20 protein-coding genes and 3 rRNA genes are annotated in these 23,384 nt (G+C 64.9%); 3 read left to right on the forward strand and 20 right to left on the reverse strand.

Annotation, left to right across the window (positions count from 1 at the left end; all coding sequences use genetic code 11):
- Positions 1 to 81 precede the first annotated feature (81 nt).
- From rrf to murA, 4 genes are all read right to left on the reverse strand, one after another.
- A 5S ribosomal RNA gene (gene rrf / locus BN977_RS01205) occupies positions 82 to 194 on the reverse strand.
- Positions 195 to 379: 185 nt separating this feature from the next.
- Positions 380 to 3,496 (reverse strand): 23S ribosomal RNA (locus tag BN977_RS01210).
- A 395-nt stretch (positions 3,497 to 3,891) separates the two neighbouring features.
- Positions 3,892 to 5,411 (reverse strand): 16S ribosomal RNA (locus BN977_RS01215).
- Together the 16S, 23S and 5S rRNA genes form the textbook arrangement of a ribosomal RNA operon.
- A gap of 372 nt (positions 5,412 to 5,783) precedes the next feature.
- Positions 5,784 to 7,037, reverse strand: coding sequence for a UDP-N-acetylglucosamine 1-carboxyvinyltransferase (gene murA / locus BN977_RS01220; protein ID WP_036395829.1), 1,254 nt, complete (start codon positions 7,035 to 7,037; stop codon positions 5,784 to 5,786).
- Positions 7,038 to 7,120: 83 nt separating this feature from the next.
- On the opposite strand from murA, the gene BN977_RS01225 reads away from it, so the two are divergent.
- Positions 7,121 to 7,711, forward strand: coding sequence for a cob(I)yrinic acid a,c-diamide adenosyltransferase (locus tag BN977_RS01225; protein WP_036395831.1), 591 nt, complete (start codon positions 7,121 to 7,123; stop codon positions 7,709 to 7,711).
- Here BN977_RS01225 and BN977_RS01230 read toward each other — a convergent pair whose 3' ends face one another.
- The 15 genes from BN977_RS01230 to rpmE all read right to left on the reverse strand — a co-directional run bounded on the left by BN977_RS01230 (position 7,712) and on the right by rpmE (position 20,623).
- The gene (locus BN977_RS01230) at positions 7,712 to 8,146 is read right to left on the reverse strand and encodes a DUF2550 domain-containing protein (protein WP_036395833.1); all 435 of its coding nucleotides are present in this window, start codon (positions 8,144 to 8,146) and stop codon (positions 7,712 to 7,714) included. It lies immediately after the preceding gene.
- Positions 8,147 to 8,159: 13 nt separating this feature from the next.
- Positions 8,160 to 8,525, reverse strand: coding sequence for a F0F1 ATP synthase subunit epsilon (locus tag BN977_RS01235; protein ID WP_036395835.1), 366 nt, complete (start codon positions 8,523 to 8,525; stop codon positions 8,160 to 8,162).
- A gap of 33 nt (positions 8,526 to 8,558) precedes the next feature.
- Positions 8,559 to 9,989, reverse strand: a complete 1,431-nt coding sequence (gene atpD, locus BN977_RS01240) for a F0F1 ATP synthase subunit beta (protein ID WP_036395837.1) — start codon at positions 9,987 to 9,989, stop codon at positions 8,559 to 8,561.
- Between the two features lie 42 nt (positions 9,990 to 10,031).
- A complete protein-coding gene (locus BN977_RS01245; protein WP_036395839.1) occupies positions 10,032 to 10,955 on the reverse strand; it encodes a F0F1 ATP synthase subunit gamma in 924 nt (307 codons plus the stop codon).
- A 7-nt stretch (positions 10,956 to 10,962) separates the two neighbouring features.
- The gene (atpA, locus tag BN977_RS01250) at positions 10,963 to 12,612 is read right to left on the reverse strand and encodes a F0F1 ATP synthase subunit alpha (RefSeq protein WP_036395841.1); all 1,650 of its coding nucleotides are present in this window, start codon (positions 12,610 to 12,612) and stop codon (positions 10,963 to 10,965) included.
- Positions 12,613 to 12,670: 58 nt separating this feature from the next.
- Positions 12,671 to 13,999 (reverse strand): F0F1 ATP synthase subunit B/delta, encoded by a 1,329-nt coding sequence (locus BN977_RS01255; protein WP_036395843.1) that lies wholly within the window; start codon positions 13,997 to 13,999, stop codon positions 12,671 to 12,673.
- Positions 14,000 to 14,536 carry a F0F1 ATP synthase subunit B gene (locus BN977_RS01260; protein WP_046873035.1) on the reverse strand — a complete coding sequence of 179 codons (537 nt, stop codon included), beginning with the start codon at positions 14,534 to 14,536 and terminating at the stop codon, positions 14,000 to 14,002.
- A gap of 12 nt (positions 14,537 to 14,548) precedes the next feature.
- Positions 14,549 to 14,806: a F0F1 ATP synthase subunit C gene (locus tag BN977_RS01265; RefSeq protein WP_036395845.1), complete on the reverse strand. Its 258-nt coding sequence runs from the start codon at positions 14,804 to 14,806 to the stop codon at positions 14,549 to 14,551.
- 61 nt (positions 14,807 to 14,867) lie between these two features.
- Positions 14,868 to 15,662, reverse strand: coding sequence for a F0F1 ATP synthase subunit A (atpB, locus tag BN977_RS01270; protein ID WP_036395848.1), 795 nt, complete (start codon positions 15,660 to 15,662; stop codon positions 14,868 to 14,870).
- A gap of 10 nt (positions 15,663 to 15,672) precedes the next feature.
- Positions 15,673 to 16,137 carry an ATP synthase subunit I gene (locus tag BN977_RS01275; RefSeq protein ID WP_036398198.1) on the reverse strand — a complete coding sequence of 155 codons (465 nt, stop codon included), beginning with the start codon at positions 16,135 to 16,137 and terminating at the stop codon, positions 15,673 to 15,675.
- Positions 16,138 to 16,439: 302 nt separating this feature from the next.
- Positions 16,440 to 17,639 (reverse strand): glycosyltransferase family 4 protein, encoded by a 1,200-nt coding sequence (locus BN977_RS01280; protein ID WP_109790149.1) that lies wholly within the window; start codon positions 17,637 to 17,639, stop codon positions 16,440 to 16,442.
- Positions 17,640 to 17,694: 55 nt separating this feature from the next.
- Positions 17,695 to 18,345, reverse strand: coding sequence for an L-threonylcarbamoyladenylate synthase (locus tag BN977_RS01285; protein WP_036395850.1), 651 nt, complete (start codon positions 18,343 to 18,345; stop codon positions 17,695 to 17,697).
- Positions 18,346 to 18,358: 13 nt separating this feature from the next.
- Positions 18,359 to 19,234: a peptide chain release factor N(5)-glutamine methyltransferase gene (prmC, locus tag BN977_RS01290; RefSeq protein ID WP_051560948.1), complete on the reverse strand. Its 876-nt coding sequence runs from the start codon at positions 19,232 to 19,234 to the stop codon at positions 18,359 to 18,361.
- A complete protein-coding gene (prfA, locus tag BN977_RS01295; protein ID WP_036395852.1) occupies positions 19,231 to 20,298 on the reverse strand; it encodes a peptide chain release factor 1 in 1,068 nt (355 codons plus the stop codon). The genes prmC and prfA overlap by 4 nt, the downstream gene beginning before the upstream one ends.
- Positions 20,299 to 20,392: 94 nt before the next feature.
- Entirely contained in the window at positions 20,393 to 20,623 is a 231-nt protein-coding gene (gene rpmE, locus BN977_RS01300) for a 50S ribosomal protein L31 (protein WP_036395854.1), read from the reverse strand.
- A 248-nt stretch (positions 20,624 to 20,871) separates the two neighbouring features.
- On the opposite strand from rpmE, the gene BN977_RS32755 reads away from it, so the two are divergent.
- A complete protein-coding gene (locus BN977_RS32755; protein ID WP_165576271.1) occupies positions 20,872 to 21,042 on the forward strand; it encodes a hypothetical protein in 171 nt (56 codons plus the stop codon).
- Here the strand turns inward: BN977_RS32755 and fadD1 are convergent.
- A complete protein-coding gene (gene fadD1, locus BN977_RS01305; protein WP_036395856.1) occupies positions 21,033 to 22,604 on the reverse strand; it encodes a fatty-acid--CoA ligase FadD1 in 1,572 nt (523 codons plus the stop codon). The genes BN977_RS32755 and fadD1 overlap by 10 nt on opposite strands.
- A 133-nt stretch (positions 22,605 to 22,737) precedes the next feature.
- On the opposite strand from fadD1, the gene BN977_RS01310 reads away from it, so the two are divergent.
- A complete protein-coding gene (locus BN977_RS01310; protein ID WP_036395858.1) occupies positions 22,738 to 23,364 on the forward strand; it encodes a TetR/AcrR family transcriptional regulator in 627 nt (208 codons plus the stop codon).
- Positions 23,365 to 23,384 lie beyond the last annotated feature (20 nt).

The following is a 23,384-nucleotide window of genomic DNA, read 5'->3' on the forward strand; positions in this document are numbered from 1 at the left end:
GCCCGAATTCGCAGCGACTCGCAAATGGGTCCGGATATAGAATTACCCCCCACATAATCGTGGGGGGTAATTCTAATGTGTGTTCGGCGGTGTCCTACTTTTCCACCCGTGTGGGTAGTATCATCGGCGCTGGTAGGCTTAGCTTCCGGGTTCGGGATGGGACCGGGCGTTTCCCTGCCGCTATGGCCGCCGTAACTCTATTCACTTTTTCAGTGACCCCCAGTGTTTTGGTGGGGGGAAATCTTTGGTGTTTTGGTGGTGGGGTGCGGGAAACCATTGCTGGTTTCACGTGTCCAAACATGTGGATGTGGTTGCGAGCGCGGTGTGCGTCATTTCTTTGTTTTCTTACACATTTTTTGTTACCCGCCCGTGGGTGGGTGTGTGTAAGTTTTCGGCCGGTTAGTGCCAGTTCCCTGAACCTATTACTAGGTGTGTAGGTCTGGTCTATCAATCCCGTGGTCTGCGGGGGGCCTTATCCCTCCTAGAGGGTGAGAAGCCTGGTCTTGGAAGAGGTTTCCCGCTTAGATGCTTTCAGCGGTTATCCTGTCCGAACGTGGCTATCCAGCCGTGCCCCTGGTGGGACAACTGGTAAACCAGAGGTTCGTCCGTCCCGGTCCTCTCGTACTAGGGACAGGTTTCCTCAAGCTTCTGACGCGCGCGGCGGATAGAGACCGAACTGTCTCACGACGTTCTAAACCCAGCTCGCGTGCCGCTTTAATGGGCGAACAGCCCAACCCTTGGGACCTGCTCCAGCCCCAGGATGCGACGAGCCGACATCGAGGTGCCAAACCATCCCGTCGATATGGACTCTTGGGGAAGATCAGCCTGTTATCCCCGGGGTACCTTTTATCCGTTGAGCGACACCCCTTCCACTCAGAGGTGCCGGATCACTAGTCCCGACTTTCGTCCCTGCTCGACATGTCCGTCTCGCAGTCAAGCTCCCTTGTGCACTTACACTCAACACCTGATTGCCATCCAGGTTGAGGGAACCTTTGGGCGCCTCCGTTACATTTTAGGAGGCAACCGCCCCAGTTAAACTACCCACCAGGCACTGTTCCTGAACCGGATAGACGGTTCGAGGTTAGAGGCCCAATACGGTCAGAGTGGTATTTCAACAACGACTCCACAACCACTGGCGTGGCCGCTTCACAGTCTCCCACCTATCCTACACAAACCGAACCGAGCACCAATACCAAGTTGTAGTGAAGGTCCCGGGGTCTTTTCGTCCTGCCGCGCGTAACGAGCATCTTTACTCGTAGTGCAATTTCGCCGAGTCTATGGTTGAGACAGTTGAGAAGTCGTTACGCCATTCGTGCAGGTCGGAACTTACCCGACAAGGAATTTCGCTACCTTAGGATGGTTATAGTTACCACCGCCGTTTACTGGGGCTTAAATTCTCCGCTTCACCCCGAAGGGTTAACGGGTCCTCTTAACCTTCCAGCACCGGGCAGGCGTCAGTCCGTATACATCGTCTTGCGACTTCGCACGGACCTGTGTTTTTAGTAAACAGTCGCTTCTCACTGGTTTGTGCCACCCCCCACCGCTACCCACCGCAAGGGTGTTGACAGTAGGAGGTCCCCCTTCTCCCGAAGTTACGGGGGCATTTTGCCGAGTTCCTTAACCATAGTTCACTCGTACGCCTTAGTATTCTCTACCTGACCACCTGTGTTGGTTTGGGGTACGGGCCGTGTGTGAGCTCGCTAGAGGCTTTTCTCGGCAGCATAGGATCACCAAATTCGCCTCACTCGGCTATGCATCACCTCTCAGGATACGTGTTGGACGGATTTACCTATCCAACTCCCTACAGGCTTGCCCCAGTATTACCACTGACTGGTATGGCTACCTTCCTGCGTCACCCCATCGCTTGACTACTACCAGAGAAGGTCCCACGCAGCCGGCGACTTTCCGCTCCCGAAGGATTGGATAGGCCACCATTTGGGTGGTTAGTACCTCTGATTCATCATGGGCGCGCACACACGGGTACGGGAATATCAACCCGTTGTCCATCGACTACGCCTGTCGGCCTCGCCTTAGGTCCCGACTCACCCTGGGCGGACTGGCCTGCCCCAGGAACCCTTGGTCTTTCGGCGGGCAAGGTTCTCACTTGCCTTATCGCTACTCATGCCTGCATTCTCACTCCCACACCCTCCACAGCTCCATTACCAGGCTGCTTCACTGGGTGCAGGACGCTCCCCTACCCAATACTTACGTATTGCCGCGGCTTCGGCGGTGTGCTTGAGCCCCGCTACATTATCGGCGCACAATCACTTGACCAGTGAGCTATTACGCACTCTTTCAAGGGTGGCTGCTTCTAAGCCAACCTCCTGGTTGTCTTCGCGACTGCACATCCTTTTCCACTTAGCACACGCTTAGGGGCCTTAGCCGGCGATCTGGGCTGTTTCCCTCTCGACGCACGGAGCTTATCCCCCGCCGTCTCACTGCCACGCTTACCCTTACCGGCATTCGGAGTTTGGCTGACGTCAGTAACCTAGTAGGGCCCATCGGCCATCCAGTAGCTCTACCTCCGGCAAGAAACACGCAACGCTGCACCTAAATGCATTTCGGGGAGAACCAGCTATCACGGAGTTTGATTGGCCTTTCACCCCTACCCACAACTCATCCCCTCAGTCTTCAACCTAAGTGGGTTCGGGCCTCCACGCGGTCTTACCCGCGCTTCACCCTGGCCATGGGTAGATCACTCCGCTTCGGGTCCAGAACACACCACTACACCAGCCACAACTGACTGGATACGCCCTATTCAGACTCGCTTTCGCTACGGCTACCCCACCCGGGTTAACCTCGCGACATGTCCCTGACTCGCAGGCTCATTCTTCAAAAGGCACGCCATCACCCCACCACAAAGGAGGGCTCTGACGGATTGTAGGCACACGGTTTCAGGTACTATTTCACTCCCCTCCCGGGGTACTTTTCACCATTCCCTCACGGTACTAATCCGCTATCGGTCATCAGGAAGTATTCAGGCTTACCGGGTGGTCCCGGCAGATTCACAGCAGATTTCACGGGCCCGCTGCTACTCGGGGACAGTTCCACAACAGAGTGCATGTTTTCACCTACGGGGCTCTCACCCTCTACGGCAGGCCATCCCAAGACCACTTCGACTAACACACACCTTTATCACTGCTGCCCAGCACGGCGGTGCTGAGAAGAAACGCCCCACAACCCCGCACACACAACCCCCGCCGGGTATCACATGCATACGGTTTAGCCATCCTCCGCTTTCGCTCGCCACTACTCACGGAATCACAATTGTTTTCTCTTCCTACGGGTACTGAGATGTTTCACTTCCCCGCGTTCCCCCCCAACGCCTATATATTCAGCGTTGGGTAACACGACATCACTCGTGCTGGGTTTCCCCATTCGGACATCCTCGGATCCACGCTCGGTTGGCAGCTCCCCGAGGCATATCGCAGCCTCCCACGTCCTTCATCGGCTCCTAATGCCAAGGCATCCACCATGCGCCCTTAAACACTTACAACACAAAAAACCAGAAAAAGAAAAAAAGAAATTGCACATCAAACACACACAACAACACCCCAACCTCTCACGAGACCGGAGTCTTCCTGTATGCGAGATGCTCGCAACCACTATCCACAAATCAAACACCACACCCCACCACCAAAGCAGGGCGACAACAGCAACCGCCTGGCCCCCAACGGGACACGCACGGCCGGCAACCCCAATCTCCGTAGAGCGAGGGTCCCGCTGGGCCTGTTGTCTCAAAGCCCAATAGTGTGCCTGGCGGTTTCATCAAAGTTTGTTGCTGCACCAGACCCGCCTCCACTACAGAGGTCGAGCCATCCAACGAATCGCCTGACGCTCAGCTGATCCCGCAATTTACGGGGCCGACGCAGGTCTCGTGGTGCTCCTTAGAAAGGAGGTGATCCAGCCGCACCTTCCGGTACGGCTACCTTGTTACGACTTCGTCCCAATCGCCGATCCCACCTTCGACGGCTCCCTCCCACAAGGGGTTAGGCCACCGGCTTCGGGTGTTACCGACTTTCATGACGTGACGGGCGGTGTGTACAAGGCCCGGGAACGTATTCACCGCAGCGTTGCTGATCTGCGATTACTAGCGACTCCGACTTCACGGGGTCGAGTTGCAGACCCCGATCCGAACTGAGACCGGCTTTACAAGGATTCGCTCCACCTCACGGCATCGCAGCCCTTTGTACCGGCCATTGTAGCATGTGTGAAGCCCTGGACATAAGGGGCATGATGACTTGACGTCATCCCCACCTTCCTCCGAGTTGACCCCGGCAGTCTCCTACGAGTCCCCGGCATAACCCGCTGGCAACATAGGACAAGGGTTGCGCTCGTTGCGGGACTTAACCCAACATCTCACGACACGAGCTGACGACAGCCATGCACCACCTGCACACAGGCCACAAGGGAACTGATATCTCTACCAGCGTCCTGTGCATGTCAAACCCAGGTAAGGTTCTTCGCGTTGCATCGAATTAATCCACATGCTCCGCCGCTTGTGCGGGCCCCCGTCAATTCCTTTGAGTTTTAGCCTTGCGGCCGTACTCCCCAGGCGGGGTACTTAATGCGTTAGCTACGGCACGGATCCCAAGGAAGGAAACCCACACCTAGTACCCACCGTTTACGGCGTGGACTACCAGGGTATCTAATCCTGTTCGCTCCCCACGCTTTCGCTCCTCAGCGTCAGTTACTGCCCAGAGACCCGCCTTCGCCACCGGTGTTCCTCCTGATATCTGCGCATTCCACCGCTACACCAGGAATTCCAGTCTCCCCTGCAGTACTCCAGTCTGCCCGTATCGCCCGCACGCCCACAGTTAAGCTGTGAGTTTTCACGAACAACGCGACAAACCACCTACGAGCTCTTTACGCCCAGTAATTCCGGACAACGCTCGGACCCTACGTATTACCGCGGCTGCTGGCACGTAGTTGGCCGGTCCTTCTTCTGCACATACCGTCACTTGCGCTTCGTCTGTGCTGAAAGAGGTTTACAACCCGAAGGCCGTCATCCCTCACGCGGCGTCGCTGCATCAGGCTTGCGCCCATTGTGCAATATTCCCCACTGCTGCCTCCCGTAGGAGTCTGGGCCGTATCTCAGTCCCAGTGTGGCCGGTCACCCTCTCAGGCCGGCTACCCGTCGTCGCCTTGGTAGGCCATTACCCCACCAACAAGCTGATAGGCCGCGGGCCCATCCCACACCGCAAAAGCTTTCCACCCCAACCCATGAAGGCCGGAGTCCTATTCGGTATTAGACCCAGTTTCCCAGGCTTATCCCAAAGTGCAGGGCAGATCACCCACGTGTTACTCACCCGTTCGCCACTCGAGCACCCCGAAGGGCCTTTCCGTTCGACTTGCATGTGTTAAGCACGCCGCCAGCGTTCGTCCTGAGCCAGGATCAAACTCTCCAAACAAAAACCCCCCAACCCACAGGCCAGGGCAGAATTCGAATCAGAAAAATCCGATCACAAACAAAAGACACCAAAAACTGGCATCAAAAAAACAAACCATCTCATGTGGCAGGAAGACGGGGAGTCCCCCACCAAGATGGCAAAAAACAACAAACAAAAACCACCAAACACACTATTGAGTTCTCAAACAACAGACTTGCTTTGCCTCTTGTTCCCCGTTTCAGGGCAACCCTGCCAGCTTAAACTATCTGCGGCAGCGAGTCAAGATTTTGTCTCTCCGGCTTGCCGGAGCAACTCGACTAGATTAGGACGACGGCGCTTGCGAAGTCAAATCCCCTGGTCAGAGGCTTTTGACGGTGGTACGCCCGTCTCAGATCAGCTTACCCGCTCGATCTCCGCGCCCAGGCTGGCCAGGTTCTCGACGAACAACGGGTAGCCCCGGTCGATGTGGTAGACGTCGTGCACCTCGGTGTCGCCGTCGGCGACGAGGCCGGCGAGCACCAGGCCCGCCCCGGCCCGGATATCGGACGCCCAGACCGGCGCGCTCGACAACTGCGGCAATCCACGCACCACGGCGTGGTGCCCGTCGGTCCGCGCGTCCGCCCCCAGCCGGATCATCTCCTCCACGAAGCGGAACCGCGCCTCGAACACGTTCTCGGTGATCATCGAGGTCCCGTCCGCCACGCACGCCAGCCCGATCGCCATCGGCTGCAGGTCCGTCGGGAAACCCGGGAACGGCAGGGTCGCGACGTTGACCGCCTTGGGCCGCTCGTACTGCACCACCCGGAAGCCGTTGTCGTGCTGGGTGACCGTCGCACCCGCGTCGTGCAGCTTGTGCAGCACCAACTGCAGATGCGCGGGATCCACGCCGGTCACCGAGATGTCACCGCGCGTCATCGCCGCGGCGATCCCCCAGGTCGCGGCGACGATGCGGTCACCGATGACCCGGTGTTCGGTCGGATAGAGCCGGTCGACGCCGGTGATGGTCAAAGTGGACGAGCCGGCGCCCTGCACCTGAGCACCCATCTGGTTGAGCATGTCGCACAGATCCACCACATCGGGCTCACGCGCGACGTTGTGGATCGTCGTCACACCCTCGGCCAGCACCGCGGCCATCAGGATGTTCTCGGTGGCGCCGACGGACGGGAACTCCAGCTGGATCTCGGCGCCCCGCAGATGGTCCGCCTCGGCCACCACGCAGCCGTGCTCGATATTGCAGCGCGCACCGAGTTGGCGCAGCCCCGACTGGTGCATGTCCAGCGGCCGGGAACCGATCGCGTCGCCACCGGGCAACGCCACCTTCGCCCGCTTACCGCGCCCCACCAACGGACCGAGCACACATACCGAGGCACGGAACTGTCTGACTGCGGCGAAATCGGCGTCGTATTTCGGCTCGTCCGGAGACGTGATCCGGACGGTGGAACCGTCCAGTTCGACCGTCGCTCCCAGCCCTCGGAGCACCTCCGCCATCAACGGCACATCCAGGATGTCCGGACAGTTCGTGATGGTGCTGGTGCCCTCGGCCAGCAGCGCGGCTGCCATCAACTTGAGGACGCTGTTCTTGGCTCCCCCGACCGCGACTTCGCCTGATAACCGGTTTCCACCGGTCACCACGAAACGCTCGCTCACGCGGGTCAGTGTAAGCAGACGGCGGGCCAGATTCAGAACGCCTGGCCAGGTTGCAATGCCGCTGTGACCGGTACCGTTCAACTATGGCCGTGCACCTGACCCGCATTTATACCCGGACCGGTGACGACGGGAGCACCGGACTGAGTGATTTCAGTCGCGTCTCCAAGAACGACGCGCGATTGCAGGCCTACGCCGACTGCGACGAGGCCAATGCCGCCATCGGCGTGGCCATCGCGCTCGGCAACCCGGACCCCGCGCTCGGCGGGGTTCTCCGCCAGATCCAGAACGATCTCTTCGACGCCGGCGCCGATCTGTCCACGCCGGTTGCCGAGAATCCGCAGTACCCGCCGCTGCGCATCTCGCAGGACTACATCGATCGCCTGGAAACGTGGTGCGATCAGTTCAACGAAAGCCTGGCACCGCTGAATTCGTTCATCCTGCCGGGCGGGACCGCGCTCTCGGCCCTGCTGCACGTCGCCCGCACGGTGACGCGGCGCGCCGAGCGGTCGGCCTGGGCGGCGGTCGATCAGTACGGCGACCTGGTGAGCGTGCTGCCGGCGAAATACCTCAACCGGCTCTCGGATCTGCTGTTCATCCTGTCGCGGGTGGCCAATCCGGACGGTGACGTGCTGTGGCAGCCCGGTGGTGGGAAGAAGGACGACGCCGGCGCCTGATCAGCCGGTGCGCCGCCGCGAACGGCGCGACGGGCGAGACTCCACCCACGAGGTGAACGCGGTCAGCGCACCCCGGTCGAGGGCCACCTCGTAGCCGTGGCCGGAATCGCGCAGTTCCAAGATCACGATCTCGCGGGTCATGATGTCGAACTCGTCCCCGCGGGGTGAACGACGGCCCACCACCTCCAGCGCCAGCCGGCTCAACCGCCGGTCGGGCCACCAGCGGATGCTCGAGAGCCGGTAGAAACCGGCTTCGCCGCCCCGATAACGCATCACACCGTGCCGCCAACCCTGGCCGCCGGCCGCGGGGTAGTCACGCAGGATCGCCGCGGTGCCGCCGACCTGACGCAGCTTCCACAACCGGTACACCAGCGCGACGACGGCCACCGCCAAGACGCCGATGAGCGCGACCATGATCCACATGACCGCGCTCATCGACAGGGAACCTCTAGTCGAGTTGTCCGACGGCGCGAAGGCGGGCGCGCCCCCATGCGGCCTTCGCGGGATCATCGGATTCCGAATCCCGCTTGGCGGCGTCGGCATCGACTTCCGACTCGAACTGGGCGTTCTCGACCAGGATGCTGACGCCGTTCTCCGTCACCGACAGGAAGCCGCCGTCGATCGCGATCCGCAGATCGTCCTCGCCCTCGCGCTCCACCCGGACCATCGCGTCGTCGACCAACTGTGCCACCAGCGGGATGTGCCGCGGCAGGATGCCGATCTCGCCCGCGGTGGTGCGGGTGAACACGAACGTCGCCTTACCCGACCACAGTGCGCGCTCGACTGCGACGATCTCGACGTCCAATTCAGCCATGCCACACCACCTTTCGTGTAGTCAGTCGGGCAATCACAGCTTGGCGCCGAGGCTTTCGGCCTTCTTCGCCAGGTCGTCGAGACCACCGATGAGGAAGAACGCCTGCTCGGGCAGGTGGTCGAACTCGCCCTTGGCCAGCTTGTCGAAGGCCTCGATGGTCTCCTTGAGCGGCACGGTCGAACCCGGCTGACCGGTGAACTGCTCGGCGGCCATCATGTTCTGGCTCAGGAAGCGCTCGATCTTGCGGGCGCGGTACACCAGGACCTTGTCCTCTTCGGAGAGCTCGTCGATACCGAGGATCGCGATGATGTCCTGAAGGTCCTTGTAGCGCTGCAGGATCCGGATGACTTCCTGGGCGACGCGGTAGTGCTCGTCGCCGACCACGCTGGGGTGCAGGATCGTCGAGGACGAGGCCAGCGGATCCACCGCGGGGAAGATGCCCTTGGAGAACACCGCACGAGAGAGCTCGGTGGTGGCATCCAGGTGGGCGAAGGTGGTCGCCGGAGCCGGGTCGGTGTAGTCGTCGGCGGGCACGTACACGGCCTGCATCGAGGTGATCGAGCGACCACGGGTCGAGGTGATGCGCTCCTGCAGCTCACCCATCTCGTCGGCCAGCGTCGGCTGGTAACCCACGGCGGACGGCATACGGCCGAGCAGCGTCGACACCTCCGAACCGGCCTGGGTGAACCGGAAGATGTTGTCGATGAACAACAGCACGTCCTGGTTCTGCTCATCGCGGAAGTACTCCGCCATGGTCAGCGCCGACAGGGCCACGCGCATACGGGTGCCCGGCGGCTCGTCCATCTGACCGAACACCAGGGCGGTGTCCTTGAGCACGTTGGCATCCGCGAGCTCGACCCACAGGTCGTTACCCTCACGGGTGCGCTCCCCGACGCCGGCGAACACCGAGGTGCCACCGAAGTTGCGGGCGATGCGGTTGATCATCTCCTGGATCAGCACGGTCTTGCCGACGCCGGCACCACCGAACAGGGCGATCTTGCCACCACGCACGTACGGGGTGAGCAGGTCGACGACCTTCAGACCGGTCTCCAGCATCTCGGTGCGGGGCTCCAGGTCGGCGAAGGCCGGCGGCTTGCGGTGGATGGACCAGTGCTGGAAGTCCTTGCCGTAGCCGGGCTCGTCCAGGCAGTCACCCAGGGCGTTGAACACGTGGCCCTTGACGCCGTCACCGACCGGCACGGAGATCGAGGCACCGGTGTCGGTGACCTCGGTGCCGCGCACCAGACCGTCGGTGGGCTGCATCGAGATGGTGCGCACCAGGTTGTCACCGAGGTGCTGCGCCACTTCGAGCGTCAGGGTCTTGGCCAGGGCGCCGTAGCTGATGTCGGCGTGCAGCGCGTTGAACAGTTCGGGCACGGCGCCACGCGGGAACTCGATGTCCACCACCGGACCGGTGATGCGAACGACCCGACCCGTCGTGGTCTTCTCTGCGGTAGCAGTCATTTCTCTTCTTCGCTTCCTACGGGGCTTCTGTAGTTGATCCGGCTAGCGCGCGTCGGCCAGCGCGTTGGCGCCGCCGACGATTTCGCTGATTTCCTGAGTGATCTGGGCCTGGCGCTCGCGGTTGGCCGCCAGCGTGAGCGCCTTGATCAGATCGTCGGCGTTGTCGGTGGCCGACTTCATGGCGCGCCGACGCGAAGCCGACTCCGAAGCCGCCGCCTCCAGCAGCGCCGCGTACACGCGGGTGGCGATGTAGCGGGGCAGCAACGCGTCGAACAGTGTCTCGGCGTTCGGCTCGAACGAGTACAGCGTGTGCGGACCGGTCTCGGCCTCGCCGACGTACTCGACCACCATCGGTGCGATCCGCAGGGCCACGGCGGTCTGCGCCAGCATGGAACGGAACTCGGTGGACACGATGTGCAGTTCGTCGACGCCGAGGATGCCGTCGGCGCCCGGATCGTCACCGTCGTCGTCGGCACCGGACAGGAACGCCTCCACCAGGGTGTCGGCGATCTCCTTGGCATTCTCGTAGGTGGGCCGCTCGGAGAAACCGGTCCACGACTCGGTCACGGCGCGCTGACGGAAGCTGTAGTAGCCCAGCGCCTTTCGGCCGACGACGTACAGCACCGGATTCTTGCCCTCGTCGCGCAGCAGCGAGAACAGCTCCTCGGCCCGGCGCAGCACGTTGGCGTTGTAGCCACCGCACAGTCCGCGGTCCGAGGACACCACCAGGACACCGGCCCGCTTGGGGCTCTCCCGCTCGACGAGCAGCGGGTGGTCCAGCGCGCTGGCCCCGGCAAGCTCGGTGAGCATGTTGGTGATCTCGGTGGCGTAGGGCCGGGCCGCTTCGACCCGGGCCTGCGCCTTGGCGATTCGCGACGTGGCGATCAGCTCCTGGGCCTTGGTGATCTTCTTGATCGACCCGGCGGAGCGGATACGTCCGCGTAGCTCGCGCAGTGTGGCTGCCATGTGTTACCTAGGCCTTCTTGGGAGCAGGCTTGCGGACCTTGACCGATTCCTTCTCCAGGTCCTCGGGGTCCAGTGCTTCCGCGTCGGCTTCCTTGACCACCACGGAGCTGCCGTCGGAAGCGGAGAAGCCCTTCTTGAACTCGTTGATCACCGAGACCAGCTTCTCCTCGTTCTCCTCGGAGAGCTTCTTGGTGTCCTTGATCCCGGTCAGGATGTCGGAGTGGCTGGCCTTCACGTGCTCCAGCAGCTCGTCGACGAAACGCGAGACGTCTTCGGCGGGAACCGAATCCAGGTGGCCCTGGGTACCCAGGAAGATCGACACCACCTGGTCCTCGACCGACAGCGGGCTGTACTGGGGCTGCTTGAGCAGCTCGACGAGGCGGACACCGCGGTCCAGCTGCGCCTTGGAAGCGGCGTCCAGATCGGAGGCGAAAGCGGCGAACGCCTCCAGCTCGCGGTACTGCGACAGATCCAGACGCAGCGAGCCGGCCACCTCTTTCATGGCCTTGATCTGGGCGGCGCCACCGACGCGGGACACCGACACACCGACGTTGACGGCCGGCCGCACACCCTGGTTGAACAGGTCGGACTCCAGGAAGCACTGGCCGTCGGTGATCGAGATGACGTTGGTCGGGATGTAGGCCGAGATGTCGTTGGCCTTGGTCTCGATGATCGGCAGACCGGTCATCGAGCCACCGCCGAGCTCGTCGGACAGCTTCGCGCAACGCTCCAGCAGACGGGAGTGCAGGTAGAAGACGTCACCCGGGTAGGCCTCGCGACCCGGCGGGCGGCGCAGCAGCAGCGAGATGGCGCGGTAGGCCTCGGCCTGCTTGGTGAGGTCGTCGAAGACGATCAGCACGTGCTTGCCGTCGTACATCCAGTGCTGGCCGATGGCCGAGCCGGTGTAGGGCGCAAGCCATTTGAAGCCGGCCGGATCGGAGGCGGGGGCCGCGACGATGGTGGTGTACTCCATCGCGCCACCCTCTTCCAGCGCGCGCTTCACGCTGGCGATGGTGGTGCCCTTCTGGCCGACGGCGACGTACACGCAACGCACCTGCTGCTTGGGGTCTCCGGTCTCCCAGGCCTCACGCTGGTTGAGGATGGTGTCGACGCAGACGGCGGTCTTGCCGGTCTTGCGGTCACCGATGATCAGCTGGCGCTGGCCGCGGCCGATCGGGGTCATGGCGTCGATGGCCTTGATACCGGTCTGCAGCGGCTCGCCGACGCCCTGGCGCTGCACCACGGACGGGGCCTGCAGCTCGAGGGCGCGGCGGGTGTCGGCGGTGATGTCGCCCTGGCCGTCGATGGGCTGACCGAGCGGGTTGACGACGCGGCCCAGGAAGGCGTCACCGACGGGCACCGAGAGCACCTCGCCGGTCCGCTTGACCTGCTGGCCTTCTTCGATCTTCTCGAACTCGCCGAGGATGACGGCACCGACGCTGTGCTCGTCGAGGTTCAGGGCCACGCCGAGCACACCGCCCGGGAACTCGAGCAGTTCCTGGGTCATGACCGAGGGCAGACCCTCGACGTGGGCGATGCCGTCACCGGCGTCGACGACGGTGCCGATCTCTTCGCGCTCGGTGTCGGCGGAAAACGAGGATACGTAGTCCTCGATGGCACCTTCGATATCAGCAGCCGAGATTGTCAACTCTGCCATGGTTTTTCGTCTTCCTACCTAGTTCTTCGGGGTGGTTCGTGGGGTGCGCAAGCGCTCGTCAATCCGGCAGGCCGGTTTCGGCGGCAGCCAGTCGTGATGCGATGGAGCCGTCGATCACCTCGTCGCCGACGGCGATGGTCAGACCGCCGAGCAGGGTCGGGTCGACGTGCAGCTGGATGGCGACCGGGTGGCCGTAGATGCGGGTGAGCACCTCGGTCAGCCGCGCGTGCTGGGCCGCGGTCAGCTCCGCGGCGGCCGACACGTGGGCGACGATCTCGCCGCGGCGGGCGACGGCGAGCTCGGCCAGATCGAGGACGGCCTCGTCGGCACGTTCGCCGCGCAGCAGTCCGACGGTCTGCGCCAGCAGGGCCTTGGCCGTCTGGTTCGCGCCGGGAAGCACCTTGTCCAACAGGGCGATTCGACCCTCGGCCGGGGTGGTGTAGTCGCTGAGCAGGGCGCTCAGTCGCGGCTGCGAATCCAGGACGCGGCCGAACCGGAACAGCTGGTCCTCGACGTCGTCGACCTCGCCGGCCACCTGCGCGCGCTGCAGCAGCGCCAGCCGCGCCGTGTACTCGATGCCGTTCACCAGGTCGGCCTCGGCCGACCACCGCTGCGACACGGCGGTGCGGACCAGCCCGAGGGCCGGCTCACCGATCTTGCCGCCGAGCAGCCGCTCGACCAGCCGGACCTTCGGCTCGGCCGAGTCGGTCGGCTCGGCCAGATGTTTGTTGAGCGTGTTCTGGGCGACCAGCAGGCGGGCCACCGACGCCAGATCGGCGGCCAGGGTGGTGAGACCATCGGCGTCCAGACCCGCTGCCACCGTGTCGAATTCATCGGTCAGCGTCGCGACGGCCGCCCGGCTCGCCGCCCGCAGGCTGCCCGTTGCCGCGGTGTCGATCACGGCGGTGGACGGCGCCATGGCGCTGAGGTCGGCCAGGAAGCGGTCCACGGTGGAAGCCTGTGCCGCCGGATCGGCGACGTGGGCGCGCACCAGCTCGGCGGCCTTCTGCACGGCTTCGTCTCCGAGACCGTGCCGCAGCTGGCGGACCAGCTGCTGACGAGCCAGCTGGATCTGCTGTGCACCCTGGGCCTTGATCCGCTCCGCGTCGACACCCGCCTGCTCGGTGAGCGACGCGGTGATCCGCACGGAGTCCTGCCGGGCCTCCTCGGTGACCTTGGAGGACTCCGCGCGGGCATCGGCCAGCGCCTTGGCATGCATGGCGTCGGCGTCGGCGAGCCTGCGCGCTGCCTCCGCACTCTCAGCCAGAGCGGTGCGAACGGCTTCCTGCTGCTTTGCCATGAGCGTCTTCACCGGCGGCACCACATAGCGCCACAGGATGTAGGCGATCACGGCGAAGCCGATCAGCTGTCCGATGAAAATCGACATCTACTTGTTCCGTCCCGAATTCACGTCGACGCCGAGGATGCGGCTGGCGAGGGTGGCCGACAGCGCGTCGACCGAGGAAGCCAGCTGCCCCTGGGTGGCCGAACCCTGTTGAGCCAGTTCGTCATTGGCCTGGCGTACGGTCTCGGCCACCTCACCGCTGGCTTCGGCCCGCTTGGCGTCCACGACCTGTCGGCCTGCCGTCCTGGCCTCGTCGCGGATCGCGGAGGCTTCGGTACGGGCGTTGGCCATCGCCTGGTCGTATTCGGCTTGCGCGGCCGCAACCTGTTCGGCCGACTTACGGCTGTCCGCGGCCGTCTTGGCCAGCATGGCTTCCCGCTCGGCGAGGACCTTGCTGACCGGCGGCACAACCCATTTCCAGATCACGCCCAGCACGATCAGGAAGATGATCAGCACGGCGAAGAAGGTGCCGTTGGGGAGCAGGAAGTTGTTGCCCCCGCCGCCGCCTTCTTCGGCTGCCTGGCTGGACGCCAGGATGGTGATGCCGTCCGTCAGGACGGTCGTATCGAGTGCACCCATGCTTGCGGATTACTAGCCCGAGTACGCCGGGGTGGCGAAGACGAACAGCGCCATGAAGGCCAGGTTGATGAAGTACGCGGCTTCGACCAGACCGACGGTGATGAAGAACGGGGTGAACAGCCGGCCCTGGGCCTCGGGCTGCCGGGCGATGCCGGAGATCAGCGCGTTACCGGCGATACCGTCACCGATACCGGCGCCGATCGCGCCGCCACCCATGATCAGGCCGCCGCCGATCAGCGCACCCGCCGTGATGAGGGCGTTTGCATCCATTCCTATTTCCTCCTTGATAGCTGGTGGCGGTGCCACCAGGACTGCTGGTCGTACGGGTTAATTAGTGGTGAGCGTTCTCGTCATCGTGGTCCAGCTCCATCGACTGGCTGAAGTACAGGATCGTCAGCAGCGCGAAGATGAAGGCCTGGATGAGGCCGACGAAGAGGTCGAAGGTTTTCCAGATGGCGTTGGGTGCCCACTGGATGTACCAGGGGAACATCGCGATCAGTGCCACCAGGATGCCGCCGGCGAAGATGTTGCCGAAGAGTCGCAGTGCCAGCGAGATCGGCTTGGCCAGTTCCTCGACGATGTTGATCGGCGCCAGGATGCTGACGTGGCCCTTGAGCACCTTGATCGGGTGGCCGACCAGGCCGCGCCGCCAGAAGCCGGCGGCGTGGTAGCAGACGAACACGAACAGCGCGAGCGCCAGCACGAAGTTGATGTCGGAGGCCGGCGGCTTGTACCACTCGGCGGCCGCACCGTCCGGACCGCCGTACTGCAGCGGCAGCACCGCCAGCCAGTTCGAGATCAGGATGAAGGCGAACAGCGCGATGGACAGCGGCAGCACGAAGGGGGCGATCTTCATGCCGATCGAGCCCTCGATCTGCTGGCGCATCTGGATGGTCAGCGCCTCCCAGAACAGCTGCACACCACCGGGCACGTCGGTCGAGGTGACCTTGGACTTCAGGAAGAAGGCCAGCCCGATGATGATGACGGCCGTGATGGCGGTCGCCAGGATGGTGTCGCCGTTGAACGTCATGCCCAGCCACTCGAACACCATGGTGTGATGCCCGACGTGGATGGCGGCGCCGCCGCCTCCTTCGGCGCCCTCTGCGGCGAGAACGATCTCAGTCATCTGTGTCTGCTCAATCCTTCGGTTCCGTGCCAGGAGTGCCGGCGGTGGCTTGCACGTCGAGCCCGTCTTTACGGATCTTCTTCAGCACCGGAAGGCTGGTGGACAGCACCAGCAGTGCCTGGAAGATCGCCAAGCCGAACAGGACGGCAATCCCGCCATGTGCCTTGAAGACGATTGCGATTGCCAGCGCGACGGCGGTGATCACCAACAGCCGCGTCGCGGAGTTTATGGCCATTTTCTTCTTGAGTGGGTGGTCCTCTGCCGTGATCGACTCGACCGCGCGGCGCACCAGCAGCGCGTTGAGCAAACCCAGACCGAGACCGACGCCGAAGAAAACGCCGAAGAAGATGTGGCCGGTGAATCCGGCGGCGAGAATGGCGAGAGCCGTGAGCACGACGCAGACGACGAACAGACGCAACGGACGGAAAGCCACGGAGGGAAACACCAACGGCGCATCCTGCGCTGGCGTCGTCACCTGGTTCACCTCAATCCCGCGTCGTCGAGGGCGTTACTCATCGGTCCTGCAAAACTCCTGTGCGTGCCCGCCGAGCGTATCGGAGGGCGACGGGCGCGCTGGAATCACCCAAGGGGTAGCTCCCTGTTTTCGGTCATACAGTCGGTCGTGTATCGGCGCCGAGCGGTCTTGCGACCGATGGGCCGGGCCGGCAACCCGTGAGGTTTTTCGGGTTATGCGCAGAACCGTACCACAAGGTAGGAGGCCCAAAAACAGGCCTACTACTTTTTGTCGTAAGTCCGTCGTACCACCTCTCCGGATGGTCAGTCGGCGGACTGTTCCCGTCGCCGGAGCAGCGGTATCAAGGTGACGATTCCGGCGACCACGATGGCCGCCAGCATGACCACGCCGGTGTACCGCGGGTCGAAGAACGTCGTGCTGGCCGCGCCGAACGCGACGATGCCGACCCACAGGTAGATCAGCAAAACCACCCGTCGATGCGAGTGACCGATCTGCAGCAAACGGTGGTGGAGGTGCATCTTGTCCGGACTGAACGGACTCAACCCTTTCCGGGTCCGGCGCACGATCGCCAGCAGGGTGTCCAGCGCCGGAACGAACATCACCGCGACCACCAGCAGGAAGGGCGACAGCAGGGCGAACACGTCGCGGGCCCCGTACGCGTTCTGCGAGATCGGTCCCGCCGCGGTGGTCGAGGCGGCGGCCAGCATCAACCCGATCAGCATCGAACCGGAGTCACCCATGAAGATCTTGGCGCGGTGGAAGTTGTGCGGCAGGAAGCCCAGGCAGGCGCCGGCCAACACCACCGAGATCATCGCCGGCGGGTAGAACAGCACATCGCCACCGTGGTCGCGCAGCAGTCCGATGGAGAAGATGCAGATGGCCAGGGCGGTGATCAGGCCCAGCCCGGCCGCCAGCCCGTCGAGGCCGTCGATGAAGTTCATCGCGTTGACGATCGACACCGTCAGCGCGAGCGTGAGCAGGATCGAGGTGACCTGGTCGAGCACCAGCGTGCCCACCCCGCCGATGGGGATGTAGAGCACGCTCCACGCCACCCCCATCGTCACCAGCACGCTGGCGGCGGTGATCTGGCCGGCGAATTTGGTCAAGGCGTCCAGGCCCCACCGATCGTCGATCAGCCCGACGAACATGATGAGTCCGCCCGCCACCACGACGGCAGGCATCCCCGTCGAGTACACGAAACCGCGGTTGAGCGCCGGCAGCTGGGAGGCCAGCAGGATCGCGAAGGCCACCCCGACGTACATGGCCAGCCCGCCCATCCGCGGGGTCGGTTGCAGGTGCACATCGCGCTCGCGGGGGTAGGCGACCGCGCCGACGCGGGTGGCCAGCACGCGGCACCAGCCGGTGGCGAAGTAGGTGATGATCGCGGCCGTCAGACCGACCAGTGCGAGCTCGCGCAGCGGGACGCCGGCACCGCGGTCGGACAGCGCCAGCGTTTGGGCGGGCAGGTGCGCAGCGACCTGGGAGGTCAGTACCGGCACCACTTCGCTCACCACTCGGAGAACCGTACGCGACGAAGCTGAGCGTGGGCGTCCGGCGTCAGCCGAGTGTTTCGGCTTCGACGCCGAGCACCTTGGCGATCTCGTCGACGCCGACCGGACCCTCGCGCAGCACGCGGGGGCTCGCGCCGGTGAGGTCGACGATCGTCGACGCCGCGCCCCGCGGTGACGGACCGGCGTCGAGGTAGACCTCGACCCGCTCCCCCAGCTGGGTGCGGGCGTCCTGGGCGGTCACCGCCGCGGGGTTGCCGGAGATGTTCGCGCTGGACACCGCCATCGGGCCGACCTCGCGCAGCAGCTCGATGGCCACCGGGTGCAGCGGCATCCGCAGCATCACGGTCCCTGCCGAGTTGCCCAGGTCCCACTGCAGCGACGGCGCATGCCGCACCACCAGGCTCAGCGCGCCGGGCCAGAACGCCTGGATGAGTTCACGTGCCGCCGGCGGCACGGCGTAGACCAGTCCGTCGATCGTGTGCCAGGATCCGACCAGCACCCCGACGGGCATGTCCCGGCCCCGGCCCTTGGCGGCCAGCAGCGCGCTCACCGCGTCGTTGTCGAAAGCGTCGGCGCCGATCCCGTACACGGTGTCGGTGGGCAGCACGACCAACCGGCCGCCCTTGGCGGCGCTGACCGCCGAGGCCAGCCCGGCCGCCCGCTGATCGGGGTCGGCGCAATCGAACATCTCGGACATACCCGTCAGCCTCTCACTCGATCCTGGTAGCCGTCACGAAGCGCGGCCGCCCGGTGAGATCACGGCGGGCGGTGATGTCGGTGAACGCCGCCGCCCGGGCGAACAGGTCGGCGGTCGCGGCGGAGGTGGCGTCGTCGTGTTCGACACCGATCCGCCCGCCGGGCCGCAGCAGCCGGGCCGCGGCGGCGACGATCGGCCCGATCACCGACATGCCGTCCGCTCCGCCGAACAGCGCATGGGCCGGATCATGTTGGGCCACTTCGGGATCCAGATCGGCGCCGAGCGGGATGTAGGGCGGGTTGCTGACGATCAGGTCGACGGTGCCGTTCAGTTCGGTCAGCAGGTCCGGGTCGGTGACATCGGCCTGCAGCAACCGCACCGACGTGGCGCGGCAGTTCATCTCGGCATAGCGCAGCGCCTCGGCGGAATCGTCGACCGCGACGACGCGGGCCGTGGGTCGGTGGTGCGCCAACGCGGCGGCCAGGGCGCCCGACCCGGTGCACAGGTCAACGATCAGTGCATCGGGCGGCAACGGCTGGGCCTGGGCCCATTCCAGCAGCGCCTCGGTCTCCGGCCTGGGGATGAACACGCCGGGCCCGACCTGCAGCATCAACGGCCCGAACGCGGCGCTTCCGACGATGTGCTGCAACGGGATTCGCTGCGCGCGGCGCGCGACGAGCGCACCGTAGCGGTCGACGAATGCGGCGTCCGGTTCGACTACGGTGAGCCGGCCGCGGTCCACACCCGCGGCGTGCGCGGCCAGCAGTTCGGCGTCGACGCGTGCCGAATGGATTCCGGCGGCCGACAGTTCGGCGGTCGCGTCGGCGATGGCCTGCCGCAGGTCGGTATCGATGTGCGATCCGCCGCCGGCTTCTCGCTGACCGGTCATGCCTGCTGCAGCCGCGCCTGCTTGTCGGCCGCGGCCAGGGCGTCGAGCAGGTCGTCCATATCGCCGTCGAGCACCTGATCGAGGTTGTGCGCCTTGAAGTTGATGCGGTGGTCGGCGATCCGGTTCTCCGGGAAGTTGTAGGTCCGGATCCGTTCGCTGCGGTCGACGGTGCGGATCTGGCTGGCCCGGTCCGCCGACGCCTCGGCCGAGGCTTGCTCTTCGGCCAGGGCCTGCAACCGGGCGGCGAGCACCACCATCGCGCGGGCCTTGTTCTGCAGCTGGGAACGCTCGTTCTGGCAGGTGACGACGATGCCGGTGGGCAGGTGGGTGATCCGCACGGCCGAGTCGGTGGTGTTGACGCCCTGGCCGCCCTTGCCGGATGACCGGTACACGTCGATGCGCAGATCGGATTCGTCGATCTGCACCTGCTCGACGTCTTCCGGTTCGGGGTACACCAGAACGCCCGCCGCCGAGGTGTGCACCCGGCCCTGGGATTCGGTGACCGGCACCCGCTGCACGCGGTGCACGCCGCCTTCGAACTTCATCCGCGACCACACGCCGTCGGCGGAGTCGCCCTTGCTGGCGATGGTGATGGTGGCGTCCTTGTAGCCGCCGAGATCCGACCACGTCTCGTCGAGCACCGTGACGGTCCAGCCATGCCGCTCGGCGTAGCGGATGTACATGCGCGCGAGATCGGCGGCGAACAGCGCCGACTCCTCGCCGCCCTCGCCCGATTTCACCTCGAGCACGACATCGTCGGCGTCGTGCGGGTCGCGCGGCGCGAGCAGGTCGACCAGGCGGGCGTCGAGTTCGGCCACCTGGGCTTCGAGTTCGGGCACCTCGGCGGCGAACGCCTCGTCCTCACCGGCCAGTTCGCGGGCGGCTTCGAGATCGCCGCGGGCGGCCTCCAGCTTGCGGTGGGTCGACACGATCGGGGACAGCTGCGCGAATCGGCGTCCCACCCGCTTGGCGGCGACGGGGTCGGCGTGCAGCGCCGGGTCGGAGAGCTGGCGTTCGAGGTCGGCATGCTCGGTCAGCAACGCCTCGATCGGTGATGCGGTCATGAGTGACCTCCCTCTGAACGGACCTGAACGGACCCGGAACGCAGTTCGGCGCCCGGCCTGTCGCATGCGACAGGAACGGGCGCCGAAGGGACAGCTAGTTGTCGGCAGCAGCCTTGGTGTTGCGCTTGCCGTACCGCTTCTCGAAGCGGGCCACGCGGCCGCCGCTGTCGAGGATCTTCTGCTTACCGGTGTAGAAGGGGTGGCACTGCGAGCAGACCTCGACCACGATGTGGCCGCTGTCCTTGGTGCTGCGCGTGGTGAAGGTGTTACCGCAGCCGCAGACCACGTTGGTCTCGACGTAGGTGGGGTGGATACCCGATTTCATGGTTTTCCTCTGCAATCGTTGGTCGCCGGGTCGTCCGCCCCTGACCTGGGGATGTACGGACGTGAACCGGAACCGAGGGTCAGCGGTCCATTATGCCAGGTCAGCCGCCAACCGCGAAAACGTCCCGGGACGGGCCGGTATTCCCCCGCCGTGCGGGTGTCAGCGGTGAGGTGTCGGGGTAGCCGGAAGAGAAGCCCTAGAGAGAAGCCCATCGTCCGTCTCGACAGCGAATGCGAGAGGAGAGCCCGATGGATGTGATGAAGAAGATGAGCCAGGGTGCGGTGGCCGCCGGGGTCGCGATCGCGGCGCTCGGGGCCGGTGTCTCCGCGGCGTGCCCGCCTCCCCCGCCACCGCCGGCGGACCAGCTGCCCCCGCCGCCCCCGCCGGGACCGACGTTGCCGTCGGTCACCTACGGCTGATCGGTGTAGCCGGTGCCGTCCCGGCGCCAGATGATCCGGCCGGCCGGGTCGGCGCCCATCGCGACGAGTTCGCGCTTGAGGATCTTGTTGGTGGCGGTGCTGGGTAGGTCGTCGGCCAGCCACACGTAGCGCGGCCAGGCCTTCGGTGAGAGGTCGCGCTGAGCGGCGAGGAAGCCGGTGAACTCCTCGGTGGTCAGCTGCCCGCCGTCGTTGAGCACGATGGCCGCCATCACCTGGTCACCGACGAACTCGTCGGGCACCGGGTAGACGGCCACCCGGTTGATCGCGGGCAGGCGCAACAGGATTCGTTCAATGGGAGCGCTGGTCAGGTTCTCCCCGTCCACCCGTATCCAGTCCGCGGTGCGGCCGGCCAGGTAGATCCAGCCTTCGGCATCCCGGTAGGCCAGGTCGCCGGACCAGTAGATGCCGCCGCGCATCCGCTCTTGGGTGGCCGTGGTGTCGTTGTAATAGCCGCGGAACAGGCCGCTGCCGGCGGTGTTGACCAACTCTCCGGTCGCCTCGTCGGCGTTGAGCAGTGCGCCGGTGTCGTCGAAGCGGGCGATCGCGCATTCCCGCCCGGTGTCCGGGTCGAAGATCGCCACCCCCGGGAAGCCCTTGCCGATCGAGCCGGGCGGGCAGTCCTCGGTGCGGGTGATGATCACGGCGGTCTCGGTGGAGCCGAACCCGTCCCACACCGTGCAGCCGAATCGGCGGCCGAACGCGTCGATATCGCGGTCGGCGGCCTCGTTGCCGAAGGCGACCCGCAGCGGGTTGTCGGCGTCGTCGGGACGTTCCGGGGTGGCCAGGATGTAGGCCAGCGGCTTGCCGACGTAGTTCATGTACGTCGCGCGGTAGCGGCGGATGTCGGCCAGGAAGCCGGACGCGGAGAATGTCGCGGGCGCCATCGCGGCCCCGGCGCCCAGCGCCACGCTCCATCCGGCGTAGACGGCGTTCGAATGGAACAGGGGCATGGCCAGGTAGCAGGTGTCGTCCGGACCGAGTCCATAACGCTGCACCAGCGCGCTGCCGGCGAACAGCACCGTCGAATGCGGCACCTGCACGGCCTTGGGTTCACCGCTGGTGCCGGAGGTGAAGATCATCATGAAGGTGTCGTCGCCGGCGGCCTCGGTGTGTGGGGTCAGCTCCGGCGCGCGATCGAGCAGCCGTGTCCACTCCGGATCACCGACGTCGAACACCGTGACACCGGGCAGGTCGACACCGTCGAGCAGGGGGCGTTGTGCGGTATCGGTGAGCAGGAACTGGGCGTCCACCTTGGCGATATCGCGGGCGAGTGCCGGTCCGCGGCGGGTGGTGTTGATGCCGCACAGCACGTATCCGCCGAGGGCGGCGGCGGCCAGGGCGGTGAGCATGTCGGGGGTGTTGCCCATCAGCACGCCGACGTGCAGCGGCCGGGCCGGATCGGCCAGGCCGATGAGGACCGCGGCCTGCCGTGCGGCGTCGCCGATGTGGGCTCGCCACGTCCAGGTGCGGTCGCCGTACTTGATTGCGGCGGTGTCCTGGTCAGCGCGTTCGCGCAGCAACTGCTGGAGTGTGTCGGCCACCGCTGACTCCCTGAACGCCGGTGAACAGTATTGAGAAAGTGTCTACCATGGCGGTGGCCGTGCACCACAGGGGCGGCGCCATTGGCACAATCAGTGCTGCCCACCCCGCACGTCGATCAGGAAGCCGGCACCTTTGACGAGCACGTCCAGCACCACCACCCCCCGTAGCGTTCGCGACCGGCTGATCGACGCCGCCGAAGTGTGTCTGCGCGCCAAGGGCATCAGGGCCACCACGGTCTCGGAGGTCGCCGAGGTCGCCGGGGTGTCCCGCGGTTGGCTGTACCGGCATTTCCCGGACAAGGTGACACTGCTGGGCGCGGCGATCGTGCGGCTCAACGAGGCGTACTGGTCGGAGGCGCACGCGATGCTCGAGCAGATCGACAGCCTGGACCGTCGGATCGCGGCGGGCATCCGGCACGGCCATACCGCCTATGAGGACCCCGGCGCGATCTTGATGAAGCTGCGCATGGACGAACCCGAGGAGTTCGCCGCCTGCGCGGGGGCCGGGGTGCAGGGGCTGGTGCCCGACCTGGCCGCGTTCTGGAGCCGATACCTGGTCCATGCCAAGGAGACCGGCGAGATCCACGCAAACCTCGACGTGCCCGAGGCCGCGGAATGGGTGGCGCGGGCGCTGCTGTCGCTGGCCACCATGCCCGGCGAGCATCTGGATCCCGGTGATTACGACGCGGTGCTGACGCATGTGCGCCGCTACGTCATGCCGGGACTGACCAACGACCCCACAACGAGTTCGGCGCGCTGACCCCCGGGTCAGCGGGGTTC

The organism is Mycolicibacterium cosmeticum (genome assembly GCF_000613185.1).
Taxonomy (GTDB): domain Bacteria; phylum Actinomycetota; class Actinomycetes; order Mycobacteriales; family Mycobacteriaceae; genus Mycobacterium; species Mycobacterium cosmeticum.

Coding starts and splice junctions, on each gene's coding strand:
- rpmE (WP_036395854.1), bottom strand. CDS start 20,623: ATGAAATCGGGTATCCACCCCACCTACGTCGAGACCAACGTGGTCTGC.
- prmC (WP_051560948.1), bottom strand. CDS start 19,234: ATGACCGGTCAGCGAGAAGCCGGCGGCGGATCGCACATCGATACCGAC.
- BN977_RS01265 (WP_036395845.1), bottom strand. CDS start 14,806: ATGGATGCAAACGCCCTCATCACGGCGGGTGCGCTGATCGGCGGCGGC.
- atpD (WP_036395837.1), bottom strand. CDS start 9,989: ATGACTGCTACCGCAGAGAAGACCACGACGGGTCGGGTCGTTCGCATC.
- BN977_RS01285 (WP_036395850.1), bottom strand. CDS start 18,345: ATGTCCGAGATGTTCGATTGCGCCGACCCCGATCAGCGGGCGGCCGGG.
- atpB (WP_036395848.1), bottom strand. CDS start 15,662: ATGACTGAGATCGTTCTCGCCGCAGAGGGCGCCGAAGGAGGCGGCGGC.
- BN977_RS01230 (WP_036395833.1), bottom strand. CDS start 8,146: ATGAGCGCGGTCATGTGGATCATGGTCGCGCTCATCGGCGTCTTGGCG.
- BN977_RS01260 (WP_046873035.1), bottom strand. CDS start 14,536: ATGGGTGCACTCGATACGACCGTCCTGACGGACGGCATCACCATCCTG.
- prfA (WP_036395852.1), bottom strand. CDS start 20,298: ATGACCGCATCACCGATCGAGGCGTTGCTGACCGAGCATGCCGACCTC.
- BN977_RS01235 (WP_036395835.1), bottom strand. CDS start 8,525: ATGGCTGAATTGGACGTCGAGATCGTCGCAGTCGAGCGCGCACTGTGG.
- BN977_RS01245 (WP_036395839.1), bottom strand. CDS start 10,955: ATGGCAGCCACACTGCGCGAGCTACGCGGACGTATCCGCTCCGCCGGG.
- BN977_RS01225 (WP_036395831.1), top strand. CDS start 7,121: ATGGCCGTGCACCTGACCCGCATTTATACCCGGACCGGTGACGACGGG.
- BN977_RS32755 (WP_165576271.1), top strand. CDS start 20,872: ATGGATGTGATGAAGAAGATGAGCCAGGGTGCGGTGGCCGCCGGGGTC.
- atpA (WP_036395841.1), bottom strand. CDS start 12,612: ATGGCAGAGTTGACAATCTCGGCTGCTGATATCGAAGGTGCCATCGAG.
- BN977_RS01255 (WP_036395843.1), bottom strand. CDS start 13,999: ATGTCGATTTTCATCGGACAGCTGATCGGCTTCGCCGTGATCGCCTAC.